Genomic DNA, 22,080 nt, shown 5'->3' with positions numbered 1-22,080 from the left:
TGACTTTTCGGCCTGTCCCATTCATACGATTGCGACAGGCCGTGTTATTATTGCCTTTTAGTATATTTTGACAGGAAGAGTATTTTGACTACTAACACTCATACTCTGCATATTGAAGAGATTTTAGAACTTCTGCCGCACCGTTTTCCGTTTCTGCTGGTTGACCGCGTGCTGGATTTTGAAGAAGGTCGCTTTCTGCGCGCAGTGAAAAATGTATCTGTTAACGAGCCTTTCTTCCAGGGCCACTTCCCGGGTAAACCTATTTTCCCTGGCGTACTGATTCTGGAAGCAATGGCGCAGGCCACTGGTATCCTCGCGTTTAAAAGCGTAGGGAAACTGGAACCAGGTGAACTGTACTATTTTGCGGGTATTGACGAAGCGCGCTTTAAGCGTCCTGTCGTGCCAGGCGATCAGATGATCATGGAAGTGACTTTCGAGAAAACGCGCCGCGGCCTGACCCGTTTTAAAGGGGTTGCGCTGGTCGACGGTAAAGTTGTGTGCGAAGCAACGATGATGTGTGCCCGTAGCCGGGAGGCCTGATACGTGATTGATAAATCCGCCTTTATTCACCCAACTGCCATTGTGGAAGAAGGCGCCAGCATTGGCGCTAACGCTCACATTGGCCCATTTTGTATTGTTGGACCCCATGTTGAAATTGGTGAGGGTACCGTACTGAAGTCTCACGTTGTCGTGAATGGCCATACAAAAATTGGTCGCGATAACGAGATCTATCAGTTTGCCTCCATCGGTGAAGTTAACCAGGATCTGAAATATGCTGGCGAACCGACCCGCGTGGAAATTGGCGATCGCAACCGCATCCGCGAAAGCGTCACCATTCATCGTGGCACAGTGCAGGGCGGTGGAGTGACGAAGGTGGGCAGCGATAACTTACTGATGATTAATGCGCACGTCGCGCATGATTGTACGGTAGGCAACCGCTGTATTCTGGCGAATAACGCCACGCTTGCCGGGCATGTATCGCTGGATGATTTTGTTATCATCGGCGGCATGACTGCGGTGCATCAGTTCTGCATCATCGGCGCGCATGTGATGGTTGGCGGCTGTTCTGGCGTTGCTCAGGACGTGCCTCCATACGTTATCGCCCAGGGCAACCACGCAACGCCATTTGGCGTCAATATCGAAGGTCTGAAGCGTCGTGGGTTCACCCGCGAAGCGATTACCGCGATTCGTAATGCCTACAAAGCGTTGTACCGTAGCGGTAAAACGCTGGAAGAAGTGAAACCGGAAATCGCGGAACTGGCGAAACAGTACCCTGAAGTTCAGGCTTTCAGCGACTTCTTTGAGCGCTCAACGCGTGGTCTGATTCGTTAATGACTGAGCAGCGTCCTTTAACGATTGCCCTCGTCGCCGGAGAAACCTCCGGCGATATTCTTGGTGCAGGGTTAATCCGTGCACTCAAGGCTCGCGTTCCCAATGCGCGTTTTGTTGGCGTGGCGGGTCCGCTGATGCAGGCCGAAGGCTGTGAAGCCTGGTACGAAATGGAAGAGCTGGCGGTAATGGGCATTGTTGAAGTGCTCGGACGCCTGCGCCGTTTACTGCAAATACGCGCCGATCTCACTCGCCGATTTACCGACTTAAAGCCGGATGTTTTCGTCGGTATTGATGCGCCTGATTTCAATATTACCCTCGAAGGGAATTTGAAAAAGCAGGGCATTAAAACCATTCATTACGTCAGCCCCTCTGTGTGGGCCTGGCGACAGAAACGCGTTTTCAAAATAGGCAGATCCACCAATATGGTGCTGGCCTTTCTGCCTTTCGAAAAAGCGTTTTATGACAAATTTAATGTCCCGTGCCGCTTTATCGGTCATACCATGGCAGATGCCATGCCGTTAGACCCGGATAAAAACGCGGCTCGCGATGTTCTGGGTATTCCCCATGACGCTCACTGCCTGGCGCTATTGCCAGGAAGCCGTGGCGCAGAAGTGGAGATGCTCAGCGCCGATTTTCTGAAAACGGCGCAGTTGTTACGCCAGCATTATCCAGATCTCGAAGTGGTAGTGCCGTTGGTGAATGCCAAACGTCGCGAGCAGTTTGAGCGCATTAAAGCTGAAGTTGCACCGGAGCTTTCCGTACATCTGCTTAATGGGATGGGACGTGAAGCGATGGTTGCCAGCGATGCCGCACTGCTGGCTTCCGGCACCGCTGCGCTGGAATGTATGCTGGCAAAATGCCCGATGGTGGTTGGCTATCGTATGAAACCTTTCACCTTCTGGCTGGCAAAGCGTCTGGTGAAGACCGATTACGTTTCGCTACCTAACCTGCTGGCGGGAAGAGAACTGGTTAAAGAGCTGTTGCAGGAAGAGTGCGAACCGCAGGCGCTGTCGCAAGCGCTGTTGCCGTTGCTGGCGAATGGCAAAACCAGCCATGCAATGCACGACACATTCCGTGAACTGCATCAGCAGATCCGTTGCAACGCTGATGAGCAGGCGGCGGATGCGGTCCTGGAGTTAGCGCAATGATTGAATTTGTATATCCGCATACGCATTTAGTGGCGGGTGTAGATGAAGTTGGACGTGGTCCTTTGGTCGGCGCGGTCGTCACTGCCGCCGTCATTCTGGATCCGGCTCGCCCTATTATCGGTCTTAACGACTCAAAAAAACTGTCGGAAAAACGTCGCCTGGCGCTATTCGATGAGATTAAAGAAAAAGCGTTAAGCTGGAGCCTGGGGCGTGCGGAACCACATGAAATCGACGAGTTGAATATTTTACATGCCACTATGCTGGCCATGCAGCGTGCGGTTGCGGGTCTGCATATAGCGCCGGAATACGTACTGATCGACGGCAATCGTTGCCCGGCATTACCGGTGCCATCGCTGGCGGTGGTAAAAGGTGATAGCCGTGTGGCGGAGATTAGCGCGGCGTCGATACTGGCAAAAGTCACTCGTGATGCTGAAATGGCGGCCCTGGATACGGTGTTCCCGCAGTATGGCTTTGCACAGCACAAAGGCTATCCAACCGCTTTTCATCTGGAAAAGTTGGCAATGCATGGCGCAACAGAGCACCATCGCCGTAGTTTTGGCCCCGTCAAACGCGCACTGGGACTCACGTCCTGATTCTTGTGTCGAAGGAATCTGAAGATGTCTGAACCTCGTTTCGTCCACCTGCGGGTGCACAGCGACTACTCCATGATCGATGGGCTGGCGAAAACCGGGCCGCTGGTGAAAAAGGCGGCCGCGTTAGGCATGCCTGCGCTGGCGATCACCGATTTTACCAACCTGTGTGGTCTGGTGAAGTTTTACGGAGCGGGTCACGGTGCGGGTATCAAGCCGATAGTTGGCGCAGATTTTCATGTCCGTAGCGATCTGCTGGGCGATGAACTCACGCAGCTCACCGTGCTGGCCGCAAACAATACCGGCTATCAGAACCTGACGTTGTTGATATCGAAAGCGTATCAGCGTGGTTATGGCGCAGAAGGGCCGGTCATTGACCGGGATTGGTTGGCCGAGTTAAAAGAAGGTTTGATTTTGCTCTCCGGCGGCCGCATGGGCGACGTTGGGCGCAGCCTGCTGCGCGGTAATAGCGCACTGGTTGATGAGTGCGTAGCGTTTTACGAAGACCATTTTCCAAATTGCTACTTCCTCGAGCTTATCCGCACCGGCAGGCAAGATGAAGAAAATTATCTGCATGCAGCGGTAGAACTGGCGGAAAGGCGTGGTCTTCCGGTGGTGGCGACCAACGATGTTCGTTTCCTTGAAACCGGTGATTTTGACGCGCATGAAATCCGCGTGGCAATCCATGACGGGTTCACCCTTGACGACCCGAAACGCCCGCGTAATTATTCGCCGCAGCAGTACATGCGTAGCGAAGATGAGATGTGCGAGCTGTTTTCCGATATTCCGGAAGCGCTGCAAAACACCGTTGAGATAGCTAAGCGCTGTAACGTGACGGTACGTCTGGGTGAGTATTTCCTGCCACAGTTCCCGACCGGTGATATGACCACCGAGGATTTCCTCGTGGCGAAATCGCGCGAAGGTCTGGAAGAACGTCTGGCGTTTTTGTTCCCGGACCCTGAAGTTCGCGCGCAGAAGCGCCCGCCTTATGACGAACGTCTGGAAGTTGAACTTAAAGTTATCAACCAGATGGGATTTCCTGGCTACTTCCTGATCGTGATGGAATTTATCCAGTGGTCGAAAGATAACGGCGTACCGGTAGGTCCAGGACGCGGTTCCGGTGCGGGCTCGCTTGTCGCCTATGCGCTGAAAATTACCGACCTGGATCCGCTGGAATTTGACCTGCTGTTCGAACGATTCCTGAACCCGGAACGTGTCTCAATGCCCGACTTCGACGTTGACTTCTGTATGGAGAAACGCGACCGGGTAATTGAACACGTGGCGGAAATGTACGGTCGTGATGCGGTTTCGCAGATTATTACCTTCGGTACGATGGCGGCCAAAGCGGTTATCCGCGACGTGGGGCGCGTGCTGGGACACCCGTACGGCTTCGTTGACCGTATTTCGAAACTGGTGCCGCCCGATCCGGGCATGACGCTGGCAAAAGCCTTTGAAGCCGAACCCCAACTGCCGGAAATCTATGAGGCAGATGAAGAGGTTAAAGCGCTGATCGATATGGCGCGTAAGCTGGAAGGCGTCACGCGTAACGCCGGTAAACACGCCGGTGGTGTAGTTATCGCGCCGACCAAAATTACCGATTTTGCGCCGCTGTACTGCGATGAACAGGGGCTGCACCCGGTTACTCAGTTTGATAAGAACGACGTGGAATATGCTGGCCTTGTGAAGTTCGACTTCCTCGGCCTGCGTACGCTCACCATCATCAACTGGGCGCTGGAAATGATTAACGCGCGCCGTGAAAAGAACGGCGAGCCGCCGCTGGATATCGCCGCTATCCCGCTGGATGACAAGAAAAGCTTCGACATGCTGCAACGCTCGGAGACCACGGCGGTCTTCCAGCTTGAATCCCGCGGCATGAAAGATCTTATCAAACGTCTGCAGCCTGACTGCTTCGAAGATATGATCGCCCTGGTGGCCCTGTTCCGTCCCGGTCCGCTACAGTCGGGGATGGTAGATAACTTTATCGACCGTAAGCATGGTCGCGAAGAGATTTCCTACCCGGACGTACAATGGCAGCATGAGTGTCTGAAACCGGTACTGGAGCCGACCTACGGCATTATCCTGTATCAGGAACAGGTTATGCAGATTGCCCAGGAGTTGTCCGGATATACCCTTGGCGGTGCGGACATGTTGCGTCGTGCGATGGGTAAGAAAAAGCCGGAAGAGATGGCTAAGCAGCGCGGCACCTTTGAAGAAGGGGCGAAAAAGCGCGGCGTCGACGGCGAACTGGCGATGAAAATCTTTGACCTGGTGGAGAAATTCGCCGGTTACGGATTTAACAAATCGCACTCCGCTGCCTATGCGCTGGTCTCTTACCAGACGCTATGGCTGAAGGCGCATTACCCCGCCGAGTTTATGGCGGCGGTAATGACCGCCGATATGGATAACACCGAGAAAGTGGTCGGGCTGGTGGATGAATGCTGGCGTATGGGGCTCAAAATCCTGCCGCCGGATATCAACTCCGGGCTTTATCATTTTCACGTGAATGATGATGGCGAAATTGTCTATGGCATCGGCGCGATAAAAGGCGTGGGTGAAGGGCCAATTGAAGCTATTATTGAGGCGCGCAACGAAGGCGGTTACTTCCGCGAGCTGTTTGATCTCTGTGCGCGCACGGACATCAAAAAACTCAACCGCCGGGTGCTGGAAAAGTTAATCATGTCCGGGGCGTTTGACCGCCTTGGTCCGCATCGTGCGGCGCTGATGAATTCGCTCAACGATGCGCTAAAAGCCGCCGATCAGCATGCGAAAGCCGAGGCAACGGGTCAGGCGGACATGTTTGGCGTGCTGGCTGAAGAGCCGGAACAAATTGAACAGTCTTATGCTAACTGTACACCGTGGCCGGAGCAGGTGGTATTAGAAGGGGAACGTGAAACGTTAGGGCTTTACCTGACGGGACACCCCATCAACCAGTATTTAAAAGAAATTGAGCGCTATGTTGGAGGCCACAGGCTGAAAGACATGCATCCGACAGAACGTGGTAAAGTCACCACGGCTGCGGGGCTCGTCATTGCTGCGCGGGTAATGGTCACCAAGCGCGGCAATCGTATCGGCATCTGTACCCTGGATGACCGTTCCGGGCGTCTGGAAGTTATGTTGTTTACCGATGCTCTGGATAAATACCAGCAATTGCTGGAAAAAGACCGCATACTTATCGTCAGCGGACAGGTCAGCTTTGATGACTTCAGCGGCGGGCTTAAAATGATGGCCCGTGAAGTCATGGATATTGACGAAGCCCGGGAAAAATATGCTCGCGGGCTTGCTATCTCGCTGACGGACAGGCAAATTGATGACCAGCTTTTAAACCGACTCCGTCAGTCTCTGGAACCCCACCGCTCGGGGACAATTCCAGTACATCTCTACTATCAGAGGGCGGATGCACGTGCGCGATTGCGTTTTGGCGCAACGTGGCGTGTCTCTCCGAGCGATCGTTTGCTAAACGATCTCCGTGGCCTTATTGGTTCGGAGCAGGTGGAACTGGAGTTTGACTAATACAGGAATACTATGAGTCTGAATTTCCTTGATTTTGAACAGCCGATTGCAGAGCTGGAAGCAAAAATCGATTCTCTGACTGCGGTTAGCCGTCAGGATGAGAAACTGGATATTAACATCGATGAAGAAGTGCATCGTCTGCGTGAAAAAAGCGTAGAGCTGACGCGTAAAATCTTCGCCGATCTTGGCGCATGGCAGGTAGCCCAACTGGCGCGCCATCCACAGCGTCCGTACACCCTGGATTATGTCCGCCTGGCATTTGATGAATTTGATGAGCTGGCGGGCGATCGTGCCTATGCGGATGATAAAGCTATTGTCGGCGGCATCGCGCGTCTGGATGGCCGTCCGGTGATGATCATTGGTCATCAGAAAGGCCGTGAGACCAAAGAAAAAATTCGTCGTAATTTCGGCATGCCGGCACCGGAAGGCTATCGCAAAGCGCTGCGTCTGATGGAAATGGCCGAGCGTTTCAATATGCCGATCATTACTTTCATCGACACCCCAGGGGCTTATCCGGGCGTGGGCGCGGAAGAACGTGGTCAGTCTGAAGCGATTGCGCGCAACCTGCGTGAAATGTCGCGTCTGAGCGTACCGGTAATCTGCACCGTTATTGGTGAAGGTGGTTCCGGCGGCGCGCTGGCGATCGGCGTAGGCGATAAAGTGAATATGCTGCAATACAGCACCTATTCCGTTATCTCCCCGGAAGGTTGTGCCTCCATTCTGTGGAAAAGCGCCGACAAAGCGCCGCTGGCCGCAGAAGCGATGGGGATTATCGCGCCGCGTCTGAAAGAGCTGAAGCTTATCGACTCTATCATCCCGGAACCGCTGGGCGGCGCGCACCGCAACCCGGAAGTGATGGCTGCGTCCCTGAAAGCACAGTTGCTGGCCGATCTTGCCGACCTCGACGTGTTAAGCAAAGATGATTTGAAAAACCGTCGTTACCAGCGTCTGATGAGCTACGGTTACGCGTAAACTGCATTAATTCTGAAAAGGGCCACAACGCTGTGGCCCTTTTTTTTACCTGTGGTTTCACCAGGCTATGATTAACTAAGGTTTTTCCAGGAGGAACGCATGAATATCATTGCCATCATGGGACCGCATGGCGTCTTTTATAAAGATGAGCCCATCAAGGAACTTGAGCGTGCGCTGCAACAGCAGGGGTTTCAGATTATCTGGCCGCAGAATAGCGTCGACCTGCTTAAGTTTATCGAACATAACCCACGAATTTGCGGTGTCATTTTTGACTGGGATGAATACAGTCTGGATCTGTGCAGTGACATCAACCAGCTCAACGAGTATCTCCCGCTCTACGCCTTTATTAATACCCATTCGACGATGGATGTCAGCGCGCACGACCTGCGCATGGCGCTGTGGTTTTTTGAGTATGCGCTGGGCCAGTCTGAAGATATTGCAACCCGCATCCGTCAGTACACCAGCGAATACCTCGATAACATCACGCCTCCTTTCACCAAGGCGCTGTTTACCTATGTGAAGGAAGGAAAGTACACCTTCTGCACACCCGGACATATGGCGGGAACGGCGTATCAGAAAAGCCCGGTAGGCTGCCTGTTCTATGATTTCTTTGGCGGCAATACGCTGAAGGCCGACGTGTCTATTTCCGTGACTGAACTCGGATCGCTGCTGGATCATACCGGCCCGCATCTGGAAGCGGAGGAGTATATCGCGCGCACCTTTGGCGCCGAGCAGAGCTATATGGTGACCAACGGCACCTCGACGTCGAACAAGATTGTCGGCATGTATGCCGCGCCTTCAGGCAGTACGCTCCTGATTGATCGCAACTGTCATAAGTCGCTGGCGCATTTGCTAATGATGAGCGATGTGGTGCCAATCTGGCTGAAGCCTACGCGCAATGCGCTGGGGATCCTCGGCGGTATACCTCGTCGGGAATTCACCCGCGCAAGCATTGAACGCAAGGTAGAAGAGACCCCTCAGGCACTATGGCCGGTACACGCGGTGATCACCAACTCCACCTATGACGGCCTGTTGTATAACACCAACTGGATCAAGCAAACCCTGGATGTGCCCTCCATTCATTTTGATTCTGCCTGGGTGCCGTATACCCATTTTCACCCGATCTATCAGGGGAAAAGCGGGATGAGCGGCGAACGGGTGCCGGGGAAAGTGATTTTTGAAACCCAGTCAACCCACAAGATGCTGGCGGCACTATCACAGGCTTCTCTGATCCACATTAAGGGCGACTACGACGAAGAGACGTTCAACGAAGCCTTTATGATGCACACTTCCACTTCCCCGAGCTACCCGATTGTCGCGTCGATAGAAACGGCGGCGGCAATGCTGCGTGGCAATTCAGGCAAGCGGTTGATCAATCGTTCGGTGGAGCGGGCGCTGCATTTCCGTAAAGAAGTGCAGCGGCTACGCGAAGAGTCGGATGGCTGGTTCTTTGATATCTGGCAGCCGGAAAGAGTCGATGAAGCGGAGTGCTGGCCGGTAGCGCCTGGTGAAGACTGGCACGGATTTGTTGATGCTGACGCCGACCATATGTTCCTCGACCCGGTGAAGGTCACCATTCTTACGCCGGGAATGGATGAACAGGGAAATATGAGTGAAGAGGGGATCCCTGCGGCGCTGGTGGCGAAATTCCTTGATGAGCGCGGCGTCGTTGTCGAGAAAACGGGACCGTATAATCTGTTGTTCCTGTTCAGTATTGGCATTGATAAAACCCGGGCGATGGGGCTACTGCGCGGCCTGACGGAATTTAAACGCTCGTACGATCTGAATTTACGCGTGAAAAATATACTGCCGGATCTGTATGCCGAGGATCCCGATTTCTATCGTAATATGCGTATTCAGGATCTGGCGCAGGGGATCCATAAGCTGATCCGCCAGCACGATCTCTCCGGGCTGATGCTGCGGGCATTTGATACCTTACCGGAAATGAAAATGACCCCGCACCAGGCCTGGCAGCGGCAGATCAAAGGTGAGGTCGAAACGGTGGCGCTCGATCAACTGGTGGGGCGCATTTCTGCCAATATGATTCTGCCTTATCCTCCCGGTGTGCCGCTCTTGATGCCCGGGGAAATGATCACGGCCAAAAGTCGGGCTGTACTCGATTTTCTGCTGATGTTGTGTTCAGTGGGCCATCACTATCCTGGATTTGAAACCGATATCCATGGCGCTAAACTGGGTGAAGATGGCGTGTATCGCGTGCGAGTCCTAAAAATGGCATGACGACTTGCGTGAACCCATTACGCACGAGTAATGTGCTGGCAGAAAAACGAAAGAGGCGATGACGCTATGCTGGGATTAAAACAGGTTCACCATATTGCCATTATTGCGACGGACTACGCGGCGAGTAAGGCATTTTACTGTGATGTGCTGGGCTTTACGTTAATCAGCGAAGCCTACAGGGAAGAACGTGACTCGTGGAAGGGTGATCTGGCATTGAACGGTCAGTATGTGATTGAGCTTTTTTCTTTTCCATTTCCGCCTTGCCGTCCTAGCCGACCGGAAGCCTGCGGTTTACGCCATCTGGCGTTCAGCGTAGATGACGTGGAAAAAGCGATCGCGCATCTGGAAGCTCACCACGTGAAGTGCGAATCCGTGCGTATCGATCCGTTTACCGGCAAACGCTTTACGTTTTTTAACGATCCGGACGGATTACCGCTCGAACTGTACGAGCTGTAAGTCTTATCATTGTGGCATTAGCCTGGCAATGTGCCGGGCAATGCCCTTGTAAGTAACCATCATGACGACACTCACGCTGAACACTTCACTGCTGAATTTTCAATCGATTCTGGTCGCCTTTAGCGGCGGGCTGGACTCCACCGTGCTGCTGCATCAGCTGGTACTGTGGCGAGCGCAAAATCCTGAGGTTGCCTTGCGCGCAATCCATATTCATCACGGATTAAGCCCGCAGGCAGACAGTTGGGTGCAACACTGTGAGTCGGTATGCGCACAGTGGCAGGTGCCGCTGGTGGTTGAACGGGTCCATCTTGAGGATGATGGTTTGGGCATCGAAGCTCAGGCGCGACGCGCGCGCTATCAGGCATTTGCGCAGATCTTACTACCGGGTGAAGTGCTGATGACCGCCCAGCATCTCGACGACCAGTGTGAAACCTTTCTACTGGCGCTTAAACGCGGCAGTGGTCCTGCCGGGCTCTCCGCCATGGGCGAAAGCTCACCATTTGCCGGAACCCAACTGATTCGACCGCTGCTGGCGCAAACGCGAGAGGCGCTTGAAGCATGGGCGCGACAGCATGAATTATGCTGGATCGAAGATGAAAGTAATCAGGATGATGCCTACGATCGCAATTTTCTCAGATTGCGCGTTAACCCTTTGCTCCAACAACGATGGCCGCACTTCGCGCAAGCCGCAGCCCGCAGCGCCGCGCTGTGCGCAGAGCAGGAGAGTTTACTGGATGAACTGCTGGCCAATGATTTAGCCGACTGCGTGACTGCCCAAGGCACACTATTACTGGCACCGTTAATGATGATGAGTGGCGTGCGGCGTGCCGCTCTGCTGCGTCGCTGGCTGGCGGGGGTAAATGCACCGATGCCTTCCCGGGACGGGCTGGAACGTATCTGGCAGGAAGTGGCGTTGGCGCGAGAAGATGCTTCCCCCTGTTTTCGTCTGGGAGAATATGAGGTCCGTCGCTATCAGTCACAGCTATGGTGGGTTAAATCGGTCGACGGGCAAAGCGAAACCGTCATCCCGTGGTCATGCCGGGAAACGCCGTTGACGCTGCCTACCGGGTTAGGCTCGGTGCAGCTAATCTCGGCTGGCGAATTGCGCATGCCGCAAGCAGGTGAAGCGATCAGTATTCGTTTTAAAGCGCCAGGCGTATTGCATATTGTCGGGCGTAACGGTGGACGTAAATTAAAGAAAATCTGGCAGGAGCAGGGGATCCCGCCCTGGCGACGAGATACCACGCCGTTGTTGTTTTACGGTGAAACGTTGATAGCGGCTGCGGGTGTTTTTGTGACGCGTGAGGGTGCGGCGGTAGATGAAGAAGGTATGAGTCTGATTTGGCATGCCTGATGGCGGTGCGATTATCAGGCCTGGTCATTTAGGCCTGATAAGGCGCAAGAAAAGCTAAGATTCGCTGACAACCACGGTACCGATTTGCGGGTGGCTGAAGCTGGCAATTTTATCGAGACGAAGCTCCCGGATTTCACCTGCGACATCTGCGACCAGATACTCCACGTTTTTGCGTGAAACCAGGTCATTCGCTTTCGCCTGCAAAACTTCGCCATCTTTTAGCGCCAGCGTCAGTAACAAATGGTTCTGGCAGGCGAGTTCAAGATTGTCGTAATCATCACAATTGATGGGTTGATACGTTTCATTCATTGACATAATCGCTCACCAGTAAGTTGGCGGCAGCATAGGCCGCTTTTTCCCTGACCGACTCTGGAAGGGCGCTATCTGCCGCCACTTCATTAAGCACCTTCAATACGCAACCCAGCGCATCCGGGATATACCCTAAGTCTCCGCTGGCGATTTCCGCGTACCGCTTGCGTATTAACTCACAATATTTTTCCACATGCCCTCCTGTCAGCACTCTGACTTAACCGTGGATGCAAGTCTAAGCCTACGAAGATAAACTCTGTTTAGCAAGGTGACTATACCATACTCATTCAAGCAATATCAGCGCCTTGATTGAGGAGCTGTTAGCAGCCTTTTGCCGCGGTTTTCGCTACAATGAGCGCCTGATTCGAAAGGAGTTCTCTCATGGCGCTTAAAGCGACAATTTATAAAGCCGTCGTCAACGTAGCGGATCTCGATCGCAACCAGTTCCTTGACGCGGCCTTGACGCTGGCGCGTCATCCCTCTGAAACCCAGGAGCGCATGATGCTGCGCCTGCTGGCCTGGATTAAATATGCCGATGAACGGCTGCAGTTCACGCGTGGCCTGAGTGCTGAAGACGAGCCTGAAGCATGGCTGCGTAACGACCATCTGGGCATCGATCTCTGGATTGAACTGGGTCTGCCGGATGAGCGTCGTATTAAAAAAGCCTGTACCCAGTCTGGTGAGGTTGCTCTGTTTACTTACAACAGCCGTGCGGCCCAGATCTGGTGGCAGCAAAACCAGAACAAGTGTGCGCAGTTTAAAAATCTCACCGTGTGGTATCTGGATGATGAACAGCTGGCGCAACTGAGTGATTTTGCTGGTCGTACAATGGCGCTGCAGGCAACTATCCAGGATGGCGCTATCTGGCTGTCTGATTCTCAGAACAATCTGGAAATTCATCTGACCGCGTGGCAGCCGCGTTCATGATTGTTATCTCCCGAAACGTCTCTATCCCTGACAGTGAGCTGGAAATCACGGCGATTCGGGCACAGGGCGCGGGCGGTCAGCACGTTAACAAGACCTCCACGGCTATCCATTTGCGCTTTGACATTCGGGCCTCAGGCCTGCCAGAGTATTACAAGGAACGTCTGCTGGCCGCCAGCCATCATCTGATTAGCAGCGATGGCGTTATTATCATAAAGGCGCAGGAATACCGTAGCCAGGAGCTAAATCGGGAAGCGGCAATCTCCCGACTGGTGGCGGTGATAAAAGAATTAACCGCGGTGCAAAAAAGCCGACAGGCAACACGTCCTACGCGCGCCTCGAAAGAGCGCAGGTTGTCATCGAAGGCGCAAAAATCCACAGTGAAAGCACTGCGTGGGAGAGTTCGTCGAACGCAAGACTGACGAGCGGGAATAAAAAATTATAAGGAATTCATAGTGAAAACAGCAATATTGTCCGTGGTGGCTGCATGCACGCTTTTTTCCTTGATCGGCTGTAACAACCGTACTGAAGTCGATGTACTACAGCCGACGCGGGCGGCAGAATTAAAACCGATGCAGCAAAGCTGGCGTGGCATTTTGCCTTGCGCGGACTGCGAAGGAATTGAAACCTCTCTGTTCCTGGAAAAAGACGGCACATGGGTGATGAATGAACGCTATCAGGGCGTGCGAGATGAACCGTCCTCCTTTGCTTCTTATGGTACATGGGCGCGCACTGCCGATAAGCTGGTGCTGACTGACAGCAAAGGTGAGAAGTCGTACTACCGGGCAAAAGGTGAAGCGCTGGAGATGCTCGATCGTGAAGGTAACCCGATTGAGTCACAGTTCAACTACACGCTTGAGCCAGTTTCCGCCAGCTTACCGGTGACGCCAATGCCGATGCGGGGGATGTACTTCTATATGGCTGACGCGGCAACCTTCACTGATTGTGCGACGGGTAAAAGAGTCTCTGTCGCGAACAATGCACAACTGGAGCGAGATTATCTGACTGCGCGTGGTGCAACGGATAAGGCAGTTCTGCTTACTGTGGAAGGGCACTTCACGATGGAAGAAAATCCTGATACAGGCACGCCAGTGAAAACCTTAAGAGCGGATAAAGAAATTAAGTTTATCCCTGGCCAGAGTTGCGATGATTAATCTGCAGCTTATAAAAACTGTCCGGCGATCGCCCGGACAGTTTTTTCTTATCGGATCAATCCAACAAAACGGCTGGTTTTGATATAAATCCCTAACTTCAGGTGGCCGATATACTGTAGCTGCGTTTCAGACTTAAACGCGGAAATGTCACCTTCGCGCATATGCATCAGGTCGGAAGGGCTAATCCAACCCGGCTGCGCCATTGTTAGCGGATGCCCGGCTGTGGCAAACGCATCGGTTACAAATTCGGAGCAAAACCACACCTTCTTTTCTCCTTCGCTGGTATTGTTCAACTGTGCTTTTGCCAGCCCGCTGACGCATTGCTGGCGAAAATCCTCTGAGAAAGGATTCAATGAACATATTTGCCGGGTCACCATAAACGGAATAAATTCGACGATGCCGCGGTAGTTATAGCCGCTATCTTTGATTTTATAAGCGAATGTTTTGATTTCTTCGGCCTGCTGCGGTGTGAGGTTGGGGACCCGCAGAGCAAAAAGCTTATCGCTGTGATTTTCAGCCTTTTTAAGCGAAATGATTTGTACTCCCGCCCCGGTCGCTTCGGCAACTTCATTATCGCCAAGGTAAACGGCGACATGGCTGACAGAAGAGGTGCTGAACGCGCGAATACCAAATGAGGTCACCCCAAGACTGGAGGAGAACAGCAGGTCGCCCGGCCTGAGGTCGGTATCCGTAATTTCATGCAGCGCTTGATCGGTAAATGAACTTTGATGCTGGAGTTTTACCTCCCATTTCTTTGCCTGGGCATCAACAGCGGTTGCTGATGAATTTTGCTGACTGACGTCAATCGTGCAGGCTGAAAGCAGAAGAACGAAGGGGAGGAGCAGGCGGTAATACGCCGTTGGTTTAGCCATTTTATACAATCCATGTAAAAAAGGCCCTGATCCTCAGGGCCTTGTGCTGGTATTAGCCTTTAATAGCTTTGACCAGGTAGTCGACGATGTCGCCGGTTTTAATCAGCTCTTTCTCGCCGTTACGACGGTATTTGTATTCGATATCGTCGTTGTCGAGGTTACGGTCGCCCAGCACGATGGTATGCGGAATACCGATGAGCTCCATATCAGCAAACATCACGCCTGGACGCTCTTTACGATCGTCCATCAACACTTCAATACCCTGCGCGCGCAGCTCCGCGTACAGCTTCTCAGCCAGCTCCTGCACACGGTAGGATTTGTGCATGTTCATCGGCAGAATAGCAACCTGGAACGGGGCAATGGCGTCTGGCCATACAATGCCGCGATCGTCGTAGTTCTGTTCAATCGCAGCAGCCACAACGCGAGTGACCCCGATACCGTAGCAGCCCATGGTCAGCGTCTGGTTACGACCATCTTCTCCCTGAACGGCGGCTTTCATCGCTTCAGAGTACTTGGTACCCAACTGGAAGATGTGGCCCACTTCGATACCGCGTTTGATCATCAGCGTACCTTTGCCATCCGGGCTTGGGTCGCCGGCGACCACATTACGAATGTCAGCCACTTCCGGGGTGGCCACATCGCGATCCCAGTTGATACCGAAATAGTGTTTACCATCGATGTTGGCACCGGCAGCAAAATCGCTCATTACCGCAACGGTACGGTCGATAACCACCGGAATCGGCATGTTCACCGGACCCAGAGATCCTGGACCTGCTTTAACCAGCGCACGAATTTCTTCTTCGGTGGCGAAGGTCAGCGGGCTGGCAACCTGCGGCAGTTTTTCCGCCTTGACTTCGTTCAGCTCGTGATCGCCACGAACCAGCAGCGCAACCAGCGGGTAGCTGCTGCCTTCAACCGCTTTCACCAGCAGGGTTTTCACGGTTTTCTCGATAGGCAGGTTGAATTGTTCAACCAGCTCGGCGATGGTTTTAGCGTTCGGTGTATCAACCAGCGTCATTTCCTGTGTTGCAGCGGCGCGCGGTTCTTTCGGTGCAACAGCTTCGGCAAACTCGATGTTTGCCGCATAGTCGGAAGAGTCAGAGAAGATCACATCGTCTTCACCGCTCTGCGCCAGCACCTGGAATTCGTGAGAGGCGCTGCCGCCGATAGAACCGGTATCCGCTTGTACCGCACGGAAATCCAGCCCCATACGGCTGAAGATTTTGCTGTACGCAGCGTACATCGCGTCGTAGGTTTCCTGCAGAGATTCCTGAGAAGTGTGGAAAGAGTAGGCATCTTTCATCAGGAATTCGCGGGAACGCATCACGCCGAAGCGCGGACGCACTTCGTCACGGAATTTGGTCTGGATCTGATAGAAGTTCAGCGGCAGCTGTTTGTAAGAGCTCAGCTCATTACGGATCAGGTCGGTGATCACTTCTTCATGCGTTGGGCCGAGTACGAACGAACGATCGCCACGGTCAGCAATACGCAGCAGTTCCGGGCCGTATTGTTCCCAACGGCCGCTCTCTTCCCACAGTTCAGAAGGCTGAACGACCGGCATCAACACCTCGATCGCACCGGCGTTGTTCATCTCTTCACGCACGATGTTTTCGACTTTTTTCAGGACGCGCACGCCGGTCGGCAGCCAGGTATATAACCCGGAGGCCAGCTTGCGGATCATCCCGGCGCGCAGCATCAGCTGGTGGCTGATGACCTCGGCGTCGGCAGGTGTCTCCTTCAGAGTGGAGAGCAGATATTGGCTAGTACGCATGTTGTTACGGTTCCAGTTGAACGATCGAACAGGCTCAAAATGAGCCTGGCACAAAACAAAAGTGGTTTAGTTTACCAGCGAGAAGGGGATGTCAAAAGAGTACGCGATGCAAATTAGCGGGCTTCCAGAGCAAAGACCTCAAATCCTGACGGCGTCACGCGCCAGCGGACGTTAAAGTCCAGCAACCAGACGGCATAGGTTTTGCCTTCTTCCTCGTTTTTACGGTAGGCAGGACGCGGATCCTGCGCCAGCACTTCGGCAATAAACTGACGAAGATGCGGGTAACGCTGTTCGAGCTTTGGTAGTTGCTCAGCGAGCTCTTCACTGAACGTCACGTCTACACTGGCCTGCGGCGCGTCCTGAGCATAGCTGGCGCGAGCATCAGGCAGCGATTCGGCAAACGGCAGATACGGTTTTATATCCACTACCGGCGTGCCATCAACAAGATCCAGCCCGCCGAGCTCAAGGATTACGTGCTCTTTATGGCAACGGATGCCCCGCAGCTCAACCAACGACATGCCAACAGGGTTCGGACGAAACGTTGAACGCGTGGCAAAGACGCCCATTCTGGCATTGCCGCCAAGACGGGGAGGGCGCACGGTTGGACGCCATCCACCTTCCATTGTCTGGTGAAAAACAAAAATCACCCACAAATGGCTGAAGGCTTCCAGGCCGCGAACGGCATCGGCCTGGTTATAAGGTGCGAGCAAATGCAGTTCACCGCTGGCACTTTTCACCAGACCAGGCTGGCGTGGAACGGCGAACTTTTCTTTATAAGGTGAGCGGATAACGCCTATTTGCTCGAACTGAAAATGGCTCATTTCGCCGAAATGTTCAGTGCAGAACCGATGCAAACCGCCTGGCGATAGCAACCCGGCGTTCCGCTGGTTACTTCGCAACTGTGCAGCAATACCGCATTTGCTTTCATTTTAGATGCGTTAATCTGCATGCGTTTGCGTGCGGTTGGAATGCTCGGCGGAGAATCCTGGTTGGATGCCTGGCAGGATTCGCCGCTGACTTCGCCGAGATCGCGGAACGGTTTGCCAACTAAATCTTCAGCGTTAGTAATGATTCTTACCGGCGCCGCGCGCGGTGCTTTGGGTTTTTCCGGCTCCGCTTTAGGCGGGGTAGCGGTGCTTTGAACGGGTTCAACAGGGGATCTGCTTAACATAGAACAGCCGCTCAGCATGAGTGCTACTAAACAGATCGGTAAAGCACGCATAATATTTCCTCAATGAATGATCTAAACGTCAGATATTGAATCAGGTGCTTGCATAAATGACAAGACGGGCAAGCGCCCGTCCTGATGATATTACAGATTCTGGAAACAGCCTAAAATTACCAGCCCTTAACAGCACCGCCGTTGAAGACTTTGTTTGCTGCTTCGTACACTTCGTCAGACTGGTATGCCTGAACGAATTTCTTCACATTCTCAGCATCTTTATTGTCTTCACGAGTCACGATCAGGTTTACGTACGGAGAATCTTTATCTTCAACAAAGATACCGTCTTTAGCCGGGGTCAGGCCGATCTGGCTGGCGTAGGTCGTGTTGATGACCGCCAGTGCGATTTGCGCATCGTCCAGGGAACGCGGCAGCTGCGGCGCTTCCAGTTCAACCAGCTTCAGGTTTTTCGGGTTTTCAATCACGTCCAGCGCGGTCGGCAGCAGACCAACACCGTCTTTCAGTTTGATTAAGCCCACTTTTTGCAGCAGCAGCAGGGAGCGGCCAAGGTTAGTCGGATCGTTTGGAATCGCGACCTGAGAGCCTTCCTGCAACTCATCCAGTGACTTGATTTTTTTAGAGTAGCCCGCAATCGGGTAAACAAAAGTATTACCTGCGGCAACCAGTTTGTAGCCGCGATCTTTGATCTGTTGATCCAGGTACGGTTTGTGCTGGAAGGCGTTAGCATCGATATCGCCTTTGCTCAGCGCTTCGTTAGGCAGGACGTAATCGTTAAACGTGACCAGCTCAACGTCCAGACCGTATTTTTCTTTAGCCACTTTCTGCGCGACTTCTGCGACCTGCTGCTCTGCGCCAACAATAACGCCCACTTTGATGTGGTTAGGATCTTTTTCATCCTGACCGCAACCCACAAGTGCCAGAGAACCGATCAGGGCCCCAACTGCCGCAAAGGTTTTGAATTTGAACGCCATGCTTATTTCCTTTTCTTAATGAGTTTTTAGTGTTGTGTGCAACGTTATTTGTGCGTGACAGCCCGGACGATGCGATCACCGGATAACTGAATTAAATAAACCAGAATGACGAGCAATACCAGCACTGTATTCATGACGGTAGCGTTGTAGCCAATATAACCGTACTGATAACCAATCTGGCCAAGACCACCGGCACCGACGGCACCGCCCATCGCGGAATAACCCACCAGCGTGATAAGGGTGATGGTGGCCGCATTGACCAGTCCAGGCAGTGCTTCTGGTAGTAATACCTTACGTACAATTTGCAGCGGCGTGGCGCCCATTGCCCGGGAGGCCTCAATCAGCCCGGTCGGGATTTCGAGCAGCGCGTTTTCCACCATACGGGCGATAAACGGCGCGGCGCCAACGGTCAGCGGGACGATAGCGGCCTGCAGCCCAATAGAGGTGCCAACGATCATGCGGGTGAACGGAATCATCCACACCAGCAAGATAATGAACGGGATGGAACGGAAAATATTCACCAGTGCAGAGAGCGTGCGGTAGAGCTTCGCGTTCTCAATGATTTGCCCCGGCCGCGTTACGTACAGCAACACGCCAACCGGCAGGCCAATCACAAAACCAAAAAAACCGGACACAAAGGTCATTGCCAGCGTTTCCCATACGCCGCGAACCAGTAGCCACATCATCGGCTCAGACATAACCCAGTACCTCTACTTTTACATGGTGTTCCTGCAACCAGTTAATGGCTGCTTGTGTATCTTCCTGTGTGCCGTGCATTTCAGTCAGCATGATGCCGAACTTCACGCCGCCGGCGTAATCCATCTGCGCGCTAATAATGTTGTTATTCACGTTAAAACGACGGGCCGTCTCCGAAAGTAATGGCGCATCAACCGAATGACCGGTGAATTCCATGCGCAGCATTGGCACGCTGTCGGCTTCTGGCTTTGCTTTTAAACGTTCCAGATAATCTTCCGGGATATCCAGGTGTAGCGTGGACTGGATAAATTTCTGTGCCAGCGGCGTTTTCGGGTGGGAGAACACTTCGCTGACGGTGTCCTGCTCAATCAGCTCACCATTACTGATGACCGCCACGCAGTCACAAATGCGTTTTACAACGTCCATCTCATGGGTGATCAGCAGAATGGTGAGTCCCAAACGACGGTTAATGTCTTTCAATAATTCCAGAATCGAGCGGGTTGTTGCCGGATCAAGTGCGCTGGTGGCTTCATCACACAGCAACACTTTTGGATTGCTGGCCAGCGCACGCGCAATCGCCACTCGCTGTTTTTGTCCGCCGGAAAGGTTGGCCGGGTAGCTGTCGTGCTTGTCGCCAAGGCCGACTAAATCCAGCAGTTCTGTTACACGGCGTTTGATCTCTTCCTTTGGCGTGTTATCCAGTTCCAGCGGCAGCGCGACGTTGCCAAACACGGTACGGGAAGAAAGCAGGTTAAAGTGCTGGAAAATCATGCCGATTTGACGGCGAGCTTTAGTCAGCTCGGATTCAGAAAGCGTCGTCAGCTCCTGACCGCCAACCTGAACACTGCCCTCGGTTGGGCGTTCAAGTAAGTTAACGCAGCGAATGAGCGTACTTTTACCGGCACCGGAGGCACCAATGACGCCATAAATCTGCCCGGCAGGAACGTGCAGGCTGACTTTATTTAGCGCCTGAATGGTGCGAGTCCCCTGCTGGAACACTTTGGTGATATTCGAAAGTTTAATCATTGGTTATTTATTATCGTAATTAAGTTAGCCGTGGCATTTTCGTCTGTCTGGGACGGTCGAAGCCGTCAACAAGATGGATGTTAAGGCATCCAGACGTCTAAATCAATCTAGCTTTGCACGATGAGCACTTTCTTGCCCGCCGAAACATGCGATACTAGAGCCACATGCCTTATTCAGGAGCTATAAAAGGTGGCAAAATCTGTACCCGCAATTTTTCTCGACCGCGACGGCACCATTAATGTGGACCACGGTTACGTACACGAGATTGACGAGTTCGAGTTTATCGACGGCGTTATTGATGCCATGCGTGAACTTAAAAATATGGGTTACGCGCTCATTATCGTGACAAACCAGTCTGGTATCGCTCGTGGCAAATTTACTGAGGCACAGTTTGAAACGTTGACCGAATGGATGGACTGGTCGCTGGCCGATCGCGACGTTGATTTGGATGGTATCTACTATTGCCCGCATCATCCGCAGGGCACAGTAGAAGAGTATCGTCAGGTCTGCGACTGTCGTAAACCGCATCCTGGAATGTTGATCTCCGCCCGAGACTTCCTGCATATCGATATGGCCGCTTCCTATATGGTAGGCGACAAGATAGAAGATATGCAGGCAGCGGCAGCGGCGAATGTTGGAACGAAGGTTCTGGTGCGCACGGGCAAACCTGTTACGCCGGAAGCAGAAAATGCGGCAGATTTGGTCATAAACAGTCTGGCAGACCTGCCAATGGCGATAAAAAAGCAGCAAAAGTAAGCGCAATGGATAAAAGGTGAGCGGTTGAAACAAAAATGCATTTTTCCGCTTGTCTTCCTGAGTCGACTCCCTATAATGCGCCTCCATCGACACGGCGGATGTGAATCACTTCACACAAACAGCCGGTTCGGTTGAAGAGAAAAACCTGAAAATGAGGGTTGACTCTGAAAGAGGAAAGCGTAATATACGCCACCTCGCGACAGAGCGCTAAAGCGCGTCGCAACTGCTCTTTAACAATTTATCAGACAATCTGTGTGGGCACTCGAAGATACGGATTCTTAACGTCGCAAGACGAAAAATGAATACCAAGTCTCTGAGTGAACACGTAATTCATTACGAAGTTTAATTCACGAGCATCAAACTTAAATTGAAGAGTTTGATCATGGCTCAGATTGAACGCTGGCGGCAGGCCTAACACATGCAAGTCGAACGGTAGCACAGAGGAGCTTGCTCCTTGGGTGACGAGTGGCGGACGGGTGAGTAATGTCTGGGAAACTGCCCGATGGAGGGGGATAACTACTGGAAACGGTAGCTAATACCGCATAACGTCGCAAGACCAAAGAGGGGGACCTTCGGGCCTCTTGCCATCGGATGTGCCCAGATGGGATTAGCTAGTAGGTGGGGTAACGGCTCACCTAGGCGACGATCCCTAGCTGGTCTGAGAGGATGACCAGCCACACTGGAACTGAGACACGGTCCAGACTCCTACGGGAGGCAGCAGTGGGGAATATTGCACAATGGGCGCAAGCCTGATGCAGCCATGCCGCGTGTATGAAGAAGGCCTTCGGGTTGTAAAGTACTTTCAGCGAGGAGGAAGG

The 22,080-nt window shown here is 52.9% G+C and carries 22 protein-coding genes and 1 rRNA gene; 14 read left to right on the top strand and 9 right to left on the bottom strand.

Annotated elements, in window-relative coordinates:
- Nucleotides 1-84 precede the first annotated feature (84 nt).
- The 9 genes from fabZ (at nt 85) to tilS (ending at nt 11,600) form a co-directional block, all read left to right on the top strand.
- Nucleotides 85-540, top strand: a complete 456-nt coding sequence (gene fabZ, locus OGV75_RS05030) for a 3-hydroxyacyl-ACP dehydratase FabZ (RefSeq protein ID WP_003018528.1) — start codon at nt 85-87, stop codon at nt 538-540.
- Nucleotides 541-543: 3 nt separating this feature from the next.
- Complete coding sequence (gene lpxA / locus OGV75_RS05025) at nt 544-1,332, top strand: acyl-ACP--UDP-N-acetylglucosamine O-acyltransferase (RefSeq protein ID WP_003018525.1); 789 nt, start codon at nt 544-546, stop codon at nt 1,330-1,332.
- Complete coding sequence (lpxB, locus tag OGV75_RS05020) at nt 1,332-2,480, top strand: lipid-A-disaccharide synthase (protein WP_080859352.1); 1,149 nt, start codon at nt 1,332-1,334, stop codon at nt 2,478-2,480. Before lpxA ends, lpxB begins: the two co-directional genes overlap by 1 nt.
- Nucleotides 2,477-3,073 (top strand): ribonuclease HII, encoded by a 597-nt coding sequence (gene rnhB / locus OGV75_RS05015; RefSeq protein ID WP_019078405.1) that lies wholly within the window; start codon nt 2,477-2,479, stop codon nt 3,071-3,073. Before lpxB ends, rnhB begins: the two co-directional genes overlap by 4 nt.
- A 24-nt stretch (nt 3,074-3,097) precedes the next feature.
- Nucleotides 3,098-6,580: a DNA polymerase III subunit alpha gene (gene dnaE, locus OGV75_RS05010; RefSeq protein WP_286480409.1), complete on the top strand. Its 3,483-nt coding sequence runs from the start codon at nt 3,098-3,100 to the stop codon at nt 6,578-6,580.
- Nucleotides 6,581-6,592: 12 nt separating this feature from the next.
- Entirely contained in the window at nt 6,593-7,552 is a 960-nt protein-coding gene (accA, locus tag OGV75_RS05005; protein WP_003018513.1) for an acetyl-CoA carboxylase carboxyl transferase subunit alpha, read from the top strand.
- A gap of 99 nt (nt 7,553-7,651) precedes the next feature.
- Nucleotides 7,652-9,790, top strand: coding sequence for a lysine decarboxylase LdcC (ldcC, locus tag OGV75_RS05000; RefSeq protein WP_046275340.1), 2,139 nt, complete (start codon nt 7,652-7,654; stop codon nt 9,788-9,790).
- A gap of 66 nt (nt 9,791-9,856) precedes the next feature.
- Complete coding sequence (locus tag OGV75_RS04995; protein ID WP_016151771.1) at nt 9,857-10,246, top strand: VOC family protein; 390 nt, start codon at nt 9,857-9,859, stop codon at nt 10,244-10,246.
- A gap of 61 nt (nt 10,247-10,307) precedes the next feature.
- The gene (gene tilS, locus OGV75_RS04990; protein WP_080859351.1) at nt 10,308-11,600 is read left to right on the top strand and encodes a tRNA lysidine(34) synthetase TilS; all 1,293 of its coding nucleotides are present in this window, start codon (nt 10,308-10,310) and stop codon (nt 11,598-11,600) included.
- Between the two features lie 54 nt (nt 11,601-11,654).
- Here tilS and rof read toward each other — a convergent pair whose 3' ends face one another.
- Entirely contained in the window at nt 11,655-11,915 is a 261-nt protein-coding gene (rof, locus tag OGV75_RS04985) for a Rho-binding antiterminator (protein ID WP_016151773.1), read from the bottom strand.
- Nucleotides 11,902-12,102 (bottom strand): YaeP family protein, encoded by a 201-nt coding sequence (locus OGV75_RS04980; protein WP_003018499.1) that lies wholly within the window; start codon nt 12,100-12,102, stop codon nt 11,902-11,904. The genes rof and OGV75_RS04980 overlap by 14 nt, the downstream gene beginning before the upstream one ends.
- A 188-nt stretch (nt 12,103-12,290) precedes the next feature.
- Between OGV75_RS04980 and OGV75_RS04975 the strand changes: the two genes are divergently transcribed.
- From OGV75_RS04975 to nlpE, 3 genes are read left to right on the top strand one after another with little or no spacing between them, the layout of a single operon-like run.
- Nucleotides 12,291-12,836, top strand: coding sequence for a YaeQ family protein (locus OGV75_RS04975; protein ID WP_046275338.1), 546 nt, complete (start codon nt 12,291-12,293; stop codon nt 12,834-12,836).
- Nucleotides 12,833-13,255 carry an alternative ribosome rescue aminoacyl-tRNA hydrolase ArfB gene (arfB, locus tag OGV75_RS04970; protein WP_016151775.1) on the top strand — a complete coding sequence of 141 codons (423 nt, stop codon included), beginning with the start codon at nt 12,833-12,835 and terminating at the stop codon, nt 13,253-13,255. The genes OGV75_RS04975 and arfB overlap by 4 nt, the downstream gene beginning before the upstream one ends.
- Before the next feature lie 30 nt (nt 13,256-13,285).
- Nucleotides 13,286-13,987, top strand: coding sequence for an envelope stress response activation lipoprotein NlpE (nlpE, locus tag OGV75_RS04965; protein ID WP_087121852.1), 702 nt, complete (start codon nt 13,286-13,288; stop codon nt 13,985-13,987).
- 47 nt (nt 13,988-14,034) lie between these two features.
- On the opposite strand, the gene OGV75_RS04960 is transcribed toward nlpE, so the two are convergent.
- The 7 genes from OGV75_RS04960 to metN form a co-directional block, all read right to left on the bottom strand.
- A complete protein-coding gene (locus OGV75_RS04960; RefSeq protein ID WP_115190976.1) occupies nt 14,035-14,859 on the bottom strand; it encodes a YaeF family permuted papain-like enzyme in 825 nt (274 codons plus the stop codon).
- 52 nt (nt 14,860-14,911) lie between these two features.
- On the bottom strand, nt 14,912-16,630 hold the full coding sequence (gene proS / locus OGV75_RS04955; RefSeq protein ID WP_016151778.1) for a proline--tRNA ligase: 1,719 nt from the start codon (nt 16,628-16,630) through the stop codon (nt 14,912-14,914).
- A gap of 113 nt (nt 16,631-16,743) precedes the next feature.
- Nucleotides 16,744-17,451, bottom strand: a complete 708-nt coding sequence (tsaA, locus tag OGV75_RS04950) for a tRNA (N6-threonylcarbamoyladenosine(37)-N6)-methyltransferase TrmO (protein WP_047417110.1) — start codon at nt 17,449-17,451, stop codon at nt 16,744-16,746.
- On the bottom strand, nt 17,448-17,852 hold the full coding sequence (rcsF, locus tag OGV75_RS04945; RefSeq protein WP_016151780.1) for an envelope stress sensor lipoprotein RcsF: 405 nt from the start codon (nt 17,850-17,852) through the stop codon (nt 17,448-17,450). Before rcsF ends, tsaA begins: the two co-directional genes overlap by 4 nt.
- A gap of 116 nt (nt 17,853-17,968) precedes the next feature.
- Nucleotides 17,969-18,784 (bottom strand): methionine ABC transporter substrate-binding lipoprotein MetQ, encoded by an 816-nt coding sequence (metQ, locus tag OGV75_RS04940; protein ID WP_006686809.1) that lies wholly within the window; start codon nt 18,782-18,784, stop codon nt 17,969-17,971.
- A gap of 44 nt (nt 18,785-18,828) precedes the next feature.
- Nucleotides 18,829-19,482 (bottom strand): methionine ABC transporter permease MetI, encoded by a 654-nt coding sequence (locus OGV75_RS04935; RefSeq protein WP_016151781.1) that lies wholly within the window; start codon nt 19,480-19,482, stop codon nt 18,829-18,831.
- Entirely contained in the window at nt 19,475-20,506 is a 1,032-nt protein-coding gene (gene metN / locus OGV75_RS04930; protein ID WP_016151782.1) for a methionine ABC transporter ATP-binding protein MetN, read from the bottom strand. Before metN ends, OGV75_RS04935 begins: the two co-directional genes overlap by 8 nt.
- 189 nt (nt 20,507-20,695) lie before the next feature.
- On the opposite strand from metN, the gene gmhB reads away from it, so the two are divergent.
- Entirely contained in the window at nt 20,696-21,262 is a 567-nt protein-coding gene (gene gmhB / locus OGV75_RS04925) for a D-glycero-beta-D-manno-heptose 1,7-bisphosphate 7-phosphatase (RefSeq protein ID WP_016151783.1), read from the top strand.
- Between the two features lie 364 nt (nt 21,263-21,626).
- Nucleotides 21,627-22,080: ribosomal RNA gene (locus OGV75_RS04920) — 16S ribosomal RNA — on the top strand; the annotation flags it as partial.

Origin of the sequence: Citrobacter sp. Cb028, assembly GCF_030336705.1 — a bacterium.
In the GTDB taxonomy this organism is placed as follows: Bacteria; Pseudomonadota; Gammaproteobacteria; order Enterobacterales; family Enterobacteriaceae; genus Citrobacter; species Citrobacter braakii.
This window is presented reverse-complemented; position numbering and strand designations above follow the sequence as displayed.

Excerpts from the sequence above, each read along its gene's own strand:
- lpxB (WP_080859352.1), top strand. The coding sequence starts at position 1,332 with ATGACTGAGCAGCGTCCTTTAACGATTGCCCTCGTCGCCGGAGAAACC.
- OGV75_RS04975 (WP_046275338.1), top strand. The coding sequence starts at position 12,291 with ATGGCGCTTAAAGCGACAATTTATAAAGCCGTCGTCAACGTAGCGGAT.
- tsaA (WP_047417110.1), bottom strand. The coding sequence starts at position 17,451 with ATGAGCCATTTTCAGTTCGAGCAAATAGGCGTTATCCGCTCACCTTAT.
- metQ (WP_006686809.1), bottom strand. The coding sequence starts at position 18,784 with ATGGCGTTCAAATTCAAAACCTTTGCGGCAGTTGGGGCCCTGATCGGT.
- rnhB (WP_019078405.1), top strand. The coding sequence starts at position 2,477 with ATGATTGAATTTGTATATCCGCATACGCATTTAGTGGCGGGTGTAGAT.
- rof (WP_016151773.1), bottom strand. The coding sequence starts at position 11,915 with ATGTCAATGAATGAAACGTATCAACCCATCAATTGTGATGATTACGAC.
- dnaE (WP_286480409.1), top strand. The coding sequence starts at position 3,098 with ATGTCTGAACCTCGTTTCGTCCACCTGCGGGTGCACAGCGACTACTCC.
- OGV75_RS04995 (WP_016151771.1), top strand. The coding sequence starts at position 9,857 with ATGCTGGGATTAAAACAGGTTCACCATATTGCCATTATTGCGACGGAC.
- ldcC (WP_046275340.1), top strand. The coding sequence starts at position 7,652 with ATGAATATCATTGCCATCATGGGACCGCATGGCGTCTTTTATAAAGAT.
- OGV75_RS04960 (WP_115190976.1), bottom strand. The coding sequence starts at position 14,859 with ATGGCTAAACCAACGGCGTATTACCGCCTGCTCCTCCCCTTCGTTCTT.
- proS (WP_016151778.1), bottom strand. The coding sequence starts at position 16,630 with ATGCGTACTAGCCAATATCTGCTCTCCACTCTGAAGGAGACACCTGCC.
- metN (WP_016151782.1), bottom strand. The coding sequence starts at position 20,506 with ATGATTAAACTTTCGAATATCACCAAAGTGTTCCAGCAGGGGACTCGC.
- tilS (WP_080859351.1), top strand. The coding sequence starts at position 10,308 with ATGACGACACTCACGCTGAACACTTCACTGCTGAATTTTCAATCGATT.
- accA (WP_003018513.1), top strand. The coding sequence starts at position 6,593 with ATGAGTCTGAATTTCCTTGATTTTGAACAGCCGATTGCAGAGCTGGAA.
- rcsF (WP_016151780.1), bottom strand. The coding sequence starts at position 17,852 with ATGCGTGCTTTACCGATCTGTTTAGTAGCACTCATGCTGAGCGGCTGT.
- arfB (WP_016151775.1), top strand. The coding sequence starts at position 12,833 with ATGATTGTTATCTCCCGAAACGTCTCTATCCCTGACAGTGAGCTGGAA.
- OGV75_RS04935 (WP_016151781.1), bottom strand. The coding sequence starts at position 19,482 with ATGTCTGAGCCGATGATGTGGCTACTGGTTCGCGGCGTATGGGAAACG.